This window comes from Carboxylicivirga agarovorans, assembly GCF_050589845.1.
In the GTDB taxonomy this organism is placed as follows: Bacteria; Bacteroidota; Bacteroidia; order Bacteroidales; family Marinilabiliaceae; genus Carboxylicivirga; species Carboxylicivirga agarovorans.
The window spans coordinates 24,766-33,768 of sequence record NZ_JBNGPA010000049.1; the positions used below are offsets into that span (position 1 = coordinate 24,766).

Here is a 9,003-nt window from a genome sequence, read left to right on the forward strand (position 1 = left end):
CTATGAAAAAAACTCTCTTTTTAATGATGTTACTATTTGTGTCTATTACAACGGTGATGGGGCAAGTCTTTTCAAATAAAGTAGTCGGGAAAAATAAAGAGGATTTAAAGGATAGTCTGAAAGTATCAGACTATCCCTATCTCTTACCAATTGGTGGAGAACAGGTTGTTCAAATGGGTTTTGACCTCCCTTATTCTGCTGGATTAAGTGTGCAGTATATCAATCAGAAATCTGATTTAATCCTTGATAACCTTATGATTGGATTTAATCATGGTGAAATGTTTGGTTTAGAAGAAATTCTTCAATTCAATGAAGTAACGGCGTCAACAAACGGTATGAACTTCAGACCAGATGTATGGGTACTTCCCTTTTTAAATGTATATGGTATTTTTGCTCGTTCAACCAACCAAACAAATGTTGACTTTGGTGTTTATTTACCTGGAAATTTCAATATATCAGATGGTAATCTTGATTGGAGTTGGGAAAAAGCATTTGACATGCAAACAGAAGCTACCTTTGAAGCTACCACTTTCGGATTTGGCATGACACCAACTGTTGGTGTTGGCGGAGGTTTTTTTGCATTGGATATGAACTGGACATGGTCTGACATTCCTGAACTTGATAAACCTGCCAGCATTTTCGTATTTGGTCCACGTTTGGGTAAATCATTTCATTTTGGTAAACCTGAACAAAACCTATCAGTTTGGGTCGGAGGTTTCAGAGTTAAAATGGGAAGTTCTACTAAAGGATCATTAGAAATATCCGAGCTCTTTCCTGATTGGGATGATAAGATCTCTACAGGACTGGATAAGGTTGAAGAAGGCCAGCAACATGTTAACGACTGGTGGAATGAATTGCCTAGTGGAATACCTGGAGTTGGACAAAACAATCCGGTAAATAAAGCAAAAAAAGCAGCAGCCGATAAAGCTTTTGATATTGCAGGCACCGCCCTTGATGCAGCTTCAAGAGCAGAATCTGTTCAATACAGCCTAGAAAAACGACAGGCCAATATGTGGAATTTTCTTATCGGAAGCCAATATCAATTAAATAAACACTTTATGGTAAGGGCTGAGTTTGGAATCCTGGGAACACGCCAACAATTTATTGGAGGCCTACAATACCGATTTGGTTTATAAAATAGTAATTTAAAAAAATTAATTATAAATATTAAAACTTAACATTATGAACATGCTTAAATCTACCTTCGCAATTATTTTGCTATCAGCTATTTTGGTTAGCTGTGCTCAAACAACAAACAAAAGCAACAATAATAATACTTCTAAAGCAAATGATTTAGAACTATTTAAAAAAAGTGTCAACACTATTCGTCCAAACATCCGGAATATAGAGGATGTTAGTGCCCTTTTATATCTATCTGGTGCAGATTATATTCCAGGACTGGTCAATGATCCTATGAACTGGGAAAGGTATCAGGATAAAGATGTCGTTTTAGCTGCGAATATGGGTGTATATATTGTTGATGGTTTGTATCAGGCGGCTTTCCATGAAAAGAAAAGTGCTTATATGAGTTTTATGGCTGGTAAATCAATTGCAACACATTTGGGTGTCAGTAATATTTTCGAAGAAATGATCATCAAACGATTAAACGAAGGTATTGCACCAGAAGATGCACTGATTGAGCGCTTCAACGAGCTACTTTATAACGCCGAAGTTGTTTTTAATGAAAAAGAAGCCAATCGTTTATTTACTGCATTATTAACAGGTACATATATTGAAAAACAATACCTTTTATTCAGCAGCATCTTCAGCTTACCTGAAGACTTAACTGACGAAGAAAAGTTAATGTTGACATCAAGGTTAATAGTTTCTACGAGCGAGGAGTTGAAGCAATTACCTGAGTTATTAAAGATTATTGACTCATATAAGGTTGAAGATGAAAAGTTGTTTTTATATGATCAACTTGTTGAACTTGAACAATTACGATCTAAACTTAACTTAGGAGGTGCTTTTGAGAAAACTAAGCCTGAGGATTTCTTCAGTAATCCCGAATTAAACTTGATGCACAACAAACTAATTGAGATCAGAGATTTTATGATATCTGCTAAATAATAATATCAATATATAAAGGCAGTAGGTAAAAATCACCTACTGCCTTTATTAAATCCAGACAATGACAAGAAACAAAATGACAAGCATTACATATTATAATTAAAGGATACTTAAAAAACAGCTAACTCATAATAGGCATAACCTTAACGAATCGGTTTGCAAAACCATAAATATTAATATACCTGAATATGCTACCTAAAATAAAAATAAGATATTGGCTTCTTTTTGCAATTATCATAATACACCCTCAAAAAGTTGAATCTCAGGTTTCGCCAAAGGTAATAGGAGAACGTTTCCGAGCATATAAGGATAGTATTCAACATATTGATTACGCATACATTTTACCAATAGGAGGTGATAAAGCAAGGAAAGCAGGGATAGATTTACAAAAGCCTGCAGGGATAATGCTGGGCTTTTTAGGTCAACAACAAGAACTGACAATATCAAACTTGGAAGTTGGCATATGCTACGATTGCGGAATGGCTGAGATAGATGATTTTACCGAGTTTGAATATATAAAAACTTATAATAACGTATACACCTTCAGACCTGATGTATGGTTGTTTCCATTTCTGAATTTATACGTGCAGGCTAGTAAGTTTTATTCCAGAACTAGGGCTAAACTTTCAGTTCCATTTGAAATAGTCATTCCAGAAGTTGAAAAAAATGGATTTGGTGCTGGATTTGGAGGAGTATTAGCCTATGGGTGGGGACCAATTTGGGCTACGAGTAATTTCAACATGGCTTGGTCTAAAGCTCAAGGAATTGATAGACCTACGCAGTCCATTGTTAATTCTATTCGTCTTGGAACATCTTTTCATACCTCAAAACGCAACCGTTCAGGGAGCGTATGGATAGGAGCTAATTATCAAAACTATCTGGGTTCAAACTCAGGAAGCTATGACCTCACTCAATTATTACCTGATGAAAAACCACGATTAGAAGAAATCAAACAGCAATTGGTAGAGTGGCAGAATACAATAAGTGATAAATACGAAGATTATTGCAATAAACCAATTAACAAACCTCAATGTGCAATAATAGATCAAATGATTGATGAATTTAAGAACAGAATAGATGATAAAATTTCTGGCATTTCACCTCCTGAGCTTATTATTAACTATGGATATAAAGTATCACCCAAAAATAATTGGAATATGGTTGTTGGAGCACAGGCTAATATTAGTAAAACATGGCAAGCACGGTTTGAAGGTGGATTTATAGGACGAAAAAGCTTTATGTTTAACCTCAACTATCGCCTTGCCTTTATTAGGAAAAGAGAGCTTGAAATATAAAACATTACCTGAATTACAACTCCTTAATCACTAAAAACACTAAGCTATATTCACCTATTATCCTCAGTATGAATTGGGCCCGTTCTATTATATCAACACTTATTCTATACTCTATATGCAATATTAGCTATGGTCAATTAAAGAAATTAGAATCTCAACTTGACAGAGTAGATTCCATGCTTGTTACTAAGAAAAATGAATCTGCAGTCTTACCTGGTCCGGTATACAACCCCTCACTGGGAGCCGGAATTGCAATATTGCCCATTTCAGTCTATCACCTCAAAGGACAATCAGCAGATACTAAACCCTCATCTACGCAAGGAATATTATTTGCCTCCTTAAACAGGTCCTACGCCATTGGGGTTAAACAGTCGATTTTTCTTAATTCGAATAAATATTGGCTGGAGGGAACACTAAATTATGCTTCGTTAAGACTTGAATATTACGGGATTGGCCAACACTTATCGATAAACGAACCTGCTTGGGTAAGAATGTATGGCATCACTACTGATTTATCTTTGCAAACCAAGATTAATGGCAAGCTTTATGGTGGGATAACGTTTAATTTTAAATCTCTCGAACTGAACGGCGAAGAAGAATCAACAAACAATTGGCTTGAGGCTGATGGCTTTTCTACCAAACGTGAAAACATTGTTATGTCAGGATTAAAACTAAGTTACGACAGCCGTAATCACTTATTTACTCCAACCTCAGGCCTTCTTAGCTCAATGTTTTATAGTAACTCAAATAATTTGATTGGTAGTGAACTAAACTATGTTCTATTTGGTTTTACGTGCAGTAACTATATAAATATTAACAAGTCGAACCCTAACACATTGGCTTGGCAACTCTATTTTCGAGGAAGTTCAGGCGAAGTGCCACTGTATGATTATTCAACACCGGGCAAGAGCAAGGTATTAAGAGGATATATTAGTGGTAAACATCTAGATAAATCCATCCTAACTATTCAATCTGAATATCGTTTTAATATTTATAAAAACTGGGGAGCTGTCGTATTTGCTGGAGCGGGTAAAGTTTTTCCGGATATAGCAGAATTTGATAAAAAAAGTTGGCTGCCAAGTATTGGTACTGGTATCCGCTACCGCCTATTAAAGACACAAAATGTTAATGCTCGCTTGGATTTGGCCTTTGGCAAAAGTGACTTTAATGTCTATTTCGGTATAAGTGAAGTATTTTAAAGAATCATACTATGAGAATAAATACTATCAAATTATTTGTGATCATCATCTTTTTGTCACTTGGTTTTCAAAAAGCGCATTGTCAGAAAATGAAAGAGCTTTTTATTGATAGTGTGGATAATAAACTGGACATCAGCATTTGGCTTTCTAAAGCGCATGGATTCATCCCATTCATGGGCGTAATAACAGAACCTGCAGTAGGTTATGGTGGAAATTTTGGAACACTCTTTATTCACAAAAAACCAGACACATATAAAGGACCCCCTGGCGTTACATACACAGGTGGTTTCTTCACCGAAAATGGTTCATGGGGGGCAGTAGCTGCCCATGTTAATAATTGGAGAAATGATAAAATCCGGTATCTTGGTGTGTTTGGCTACGTTGATGTTAATCTTACCTACTACCCTATAATTGCCAACGAAATTACTGTTCCTCTTGGTTTTTCTTTGAGTGGAGTTCCATTCATACAAAAGATGACTTTCAGGTTAGGAGAGTCAAATTACTTTATTGGTGGAAAGTATTCATTATTTAAGAACGAAACTGTATTTAAGCGTGAAGGCATTATTCCGCCGGTAAAGGAGCGGTACCTTAAAGGAACTGTTGCTGGTTTGGGTATCGTTACAGGTTATGATTCCAGAGATAATATATTTACGCCGAATACTGGTATCAAAACGGAAATTATACTGATGCATAATGATAAGTACCTAGGAAGCGATTACAAATATTCATTTCTTGAAACTTATGGGATATACTATCATCGACTAAACCCAAGATTGGTATCTGGGTATAAGCTTAACTATAGTCTCGTATGGGGTGATGCGCCTTTCTATACCGAACCTTTTGTCAATATGCGAGGCGTACCAGCCATGCGATATCAAGATAAACAAATTTTACAATTGGAGGTTGAGGAACGATGGCACTTAAAGAATCGATGGAGTCTTGTTGGATTTGGAGGAATAGCCAAAGCATACCCTAACATTGATGATTGGCACACTACGGATACAGCCTGGAGCGCTGGTGGAGGCATACGGTACTTACTAGCTAAACTATTTGACATGCATGCTGGTCTGGATATAGCCAGAGGCCCAGAAGAATGGACCTTTTATTTTGTTGTTGGTAGTAGTTGGAGTAGGCAATGATATAAAGAAATTAAGACTATTACCTTCATTACTGAGATGCATCGTTTGCTAAAAATAGAAAGTCTCACTACCTGTTCTCAACGACAGGATCGAACTATCTAGTTATCAAATGAAATCGATTACAAGACTAAAAAAAGCATATGAAATGATTTATCGGTGGTCATTTGTCATTCATATGCTTCTTCTTACAAAATGGCACATTCATCCTTAAGCGTTACAACAGATTATTGAGTTGCCTTCTCAGCAGCGGATTTGAAGGTCGTTTGGCATTGGCATCTATAATTTTACCATCTACATCAAATAGCATAAAGCGCGGAATGGCATCAATCCTGTAATCTTTAGCTACTCGTGTATCAAAGGCATTATCACTTATTAGCTGAACACCACCTAGTCCTTTTTCTTTAACAAAGACTTCCCATTTGCTCTTGTTCTTAGTATTATCCAAAGAGATGCTTACGAAAACAATATTTTTATCATGAAAATCATTTTCGAGTTGAATGAGATGCGGCAGTTCAGATTTACAAGGTCCACACCAAGTTGCCCAAACATCAATATATACATACTTTCCTCTAAAATCACTAAACGACACCGGATGACCATTTATATCGTTATATGTAAATTCATACCCTTGTATACCTGTTTCATTAGATTTAATGCTTACTTCAAATTCATCCACATTTTGTGCTAAATAATCGATTTTAGAAATAGTTGCACGCAATGGCTCCAAATAATCCAGATAGCTTTGAGAATAGACAGGAAAATTCTCTTTATTAAGCTTTCCTAATGCATAATAAGCTTTTAAAGTATCGTTTTCAATATCCATTGTTAAGGCAACATGCTCATCGCCTTCATAAGCAAAGTCGGTATATTGAGCCTTAAAGCTCTGACGACATTTTAAGGCATGCAATCCATTTGGAACATCTAATATCAATGAACTCTTAAATGTTTCACGCATTAATATATCGCTATAAAAGGCTGGTATATCATCCAATGTAGGAGTAGCTCTTCGAGGAGCCAAAGGAAATAACAAAGCCGTACCGTCAATATAGGCATCAATGTATTGATGCATCAACGCATTGAAATAGGTATTATCTGATTTCACCAGTTTATGTTGTTGTTTCATTTTAGGAAGAAACGCTTTATAAAACGGGAAAAATTCCTTATAAGTTATTGAACTTCCCCAATACCATCTATATTCCTTTAATGTATCATTTGAATGATACCAGTGATCTAAAATAATGTTCTCTTCGTCAGGAATATCTTTTTGCACAAAATCATTTTTCCCGTGTATATCCACCTTAAACTCCTGATTCCCCTTTGCATAAATTGGTAATCGACTCCAGCCGTTGTCCACCAGATAAAAGCCTTCTTTATCTGGATTAAAACAGAAACCATATTCATTATTAGCATTCATACAGCTTGATGCCACTTCGGTTTCGTTACCCTGCTCCACCTTTAAAAGTTTTATAACAACATCATCAGCCATCTCACATTTGCCCGATATCGTTACATATTTGCTTTTATTACTGCAGCTAATCAATAATCCTACTGCAATACTCATTATTAATATTTTATTTGCTTTCATTACGATATAGAATCAATTTTTATTTTTACTATCACATTCACTAGTGTCCGGTTTAAAATTGAGTAATCTTTGTAATAGATACATTTACATGAAGTTATAGAATTTTAAAAATTTTGAGACTTGATTTTTTATTTTCGTTCATCACCTTATATGAGCGAAAATGTATACAGGAAAAACAGTATTTGCCCAGCTGATGAAGTTTATACCAGAATATGAATTCCAAAAATGTGTCGACCTATATAAGGGTGACTACCGCGCAAGAAAACTTACTTGCAGGGAACAATTTTTGGTAATGAGCTTTGCTCAGCTTACGCAAAGAGAAAGCCTTCGCGACATTGAGAACTGCCTGATTGCTTTTTCTAATAAGCTGTATCATTCTGGCATCAAAAAACCAGTCCCAAAATCCACACTTGCCGATGCAAATGAGAAAAGAAATTGGCAGATACATGCTGATTTTGCACAAATCCTGATTAAACATGCTCGGCCTCTATATCTTGATGATAACGATTTCAGAGTCGAGATCGACAACATGGTTTATGCGTTTGATAGCTCCACAATTGATCTGTGCTTAAGTCTCTTTCCATGGGCAAAGTTTCATCATGAGAAAGCCGCTGTAAAAATGCATACATTAATGGATGTCAGAGGCTCCATCCCTATATTTATTGATATCACAGAAGGGGCAGTGCATGATGTTAATGCTTTGGATTCTATTCTTGTCGAGCCAGGTTCATATTATATAATTGATAAGGGGTATGTCGATTTTAAACGACTCTACAACTTGATCCATTTAAAACGTGCTTTCTTTGTTACCAGATCCAAGCAGAACATGAAATATCATGTTGAGACATCAGCCCCGATTGATGAAAGCACTGGTCTTATAGGTGATGAAATCATCAGGCTTTCCGGATATAAATCTTCAAAACTTTATCCTGAAACTCTAAGGTTGGTTACCTATGAAGATTATGCTACAAGCGTGGTTTACAGCTTTATGACCAATGACTTTGATTTACCTGCATTGTCGATTGCCGAACTGTACCGAGAAAGATGGAAAATCGAAATTTTCTTCAAGTGGATAAAACAGCGTTTGAGAATCAAAGCATTTTATGGTACCAGTTTTAATGCTGTTGCATGTCAGATCTGGATTGCTATCTGCACCTACTTGCTGATAGCCATTGCTAAGAAAAGACTGGATCTATCTGTAACCTTGTACACTTTTGCCCAGACTCTAGGCCTAACCTTGTTTGAAAAAACCAATATCAAAGAACTTTTCGACAATAAATCATTGTTAAACAATATAGCTAATGAATCCCAATTGTCGATATGGGATTCTTAACCGGACACTAGTGTATCACATTATAGAATTGATAATATCAAATGTTACTATCCGAAGAGTTGGCTATGTTGCTAATTTTATGAATATTAGATACTGAATGCATCACCTATTGATGTAGATAAGTCTATTTATTTCCTCTAATAACAAACCTTCTTAATCGGCATTGTCGTATGAATAAAATTAGCTACTTATAGCCTAATTTTACCTGTTTTTTTTGGTTAATGAACGCTTATAGTCTGTCATAATCTTTATGATATCGTTAGTTTGTACTTGAAAAAGAGAAGAAGATAAAAAAGAATATTTTCTTTGGATAAAAGCTCCATCTGCTGCGTTAACTTTACCGTGTAATTAGGAAGAATCTATCACAGATATTAAGGACAGC

General features: G+C 35.7%; 7 protein-coding genes. 6 read left to right on the plus strand and 1 reads right to left on the minus strand.

The window, feature by feature from the left end; all coding sequences use genetic code 11:
- The first annotated feature begins 2 nt into the window (after window positions 1–2).
- The 5 genes from ACRD69_RS23850 (at window position 3) to ACRD69_RS23870 (ending at window position 5,703) form a co-directional block, all read left to right on the plus strand.
- Complete coding sequence (locus ACRD69_RS23850) at window positions 3–1,136, plus strand: hypothetical protein (protein ID WP_430817663.1); 1,134 nt, start codon at window positions 3–5, stop codon at window positions 1,134–1,136.
- Window positions 1,137–1,182: 46 nt separating this feature from the next.
- Window positions 1,183–2,070: a hypothetical protein gene (locus ACRD69_RS23855; protein ID WP_430817664.1), complete on the plus strand. Its 888-nt coding sequence runs from the start codon at window positions 1,183–1,185 to the stop codon at window positions 2,068–2,070.
- 188 nt (window positions 2,071–2,258) lie between these two features.
- Complete coding sequence (locus ACRD69_RS23860) at window positions 2,259–3,365, plus strand: hypothetical protein (RefSeq protein ID WP_430817665.1); 1,107 nt, start codon at window positions 2,259–2,261, stop codon at window positions 3,363–3,365.
- 68 nt (window positions 3,366–3,433) lie between these two features.
- On the plus strand, window positions 3,434–4,564 hold the full coding sequence (locus ACRD69_RS23865) for a BamA/TamA family outer membrane protein (protein WP_430817666.1): 1,131 nt from the start codon (window positions 3,434–3,436) through the stop codon (window positions 4,562–4,564).
- Window positions 4,565–4,575: 11 nt separating this feature from the next.
- On the plus strand, window positions 4,576–5,703 hold the full coding sequence (locus ACRD69_RS23870; protein ID WP_430817667.1) for a BamA/TamA family outer membrane protein: 1,128 nt from the start codon (window positions 4,576–4,578) through the stop codon (window positions 5,701–5,703).
- A gap of 214 nt (window positions 5,704–5,917) precedes the next feature.
- Here ACRD69_RS23870 and ACRD69_RS23875 read toward each other — a convergent pair whose 3' ends face one another.
- Window positions 5,918–7,264 (minus strand): TlpA family protein disulfide reductase, encoded by a 1,347-nt coding sequence (locus ACRD69_RS23875; RefSeq protein ID WP_430817668.1) that lies wholly within the window; start codon window positions 7,262–7,264, stop codon window positions 5,918–5,920.
- Window positions 7,265–7,448: 184 nt separating this feature from the next.
- Here ACRD69_RS23875 and ACRD69_RS23880 point away from each other — a divergent pair, with 184 nt between their 5' ends.
- Window positions 7,449–8,621: an IS4 family transposase gene (locus ACRD69_RS23880; RefSeq protein ID WP_430817669.1), complete on the plus strand. Its 1,173-nt coding sequence runs from the start codon at window positions 7,449–7,451 to the stop codon at window positions 8,619–8,621.
- Window positions 8,622–9,003: the final 382 nt, after the last annotated feature.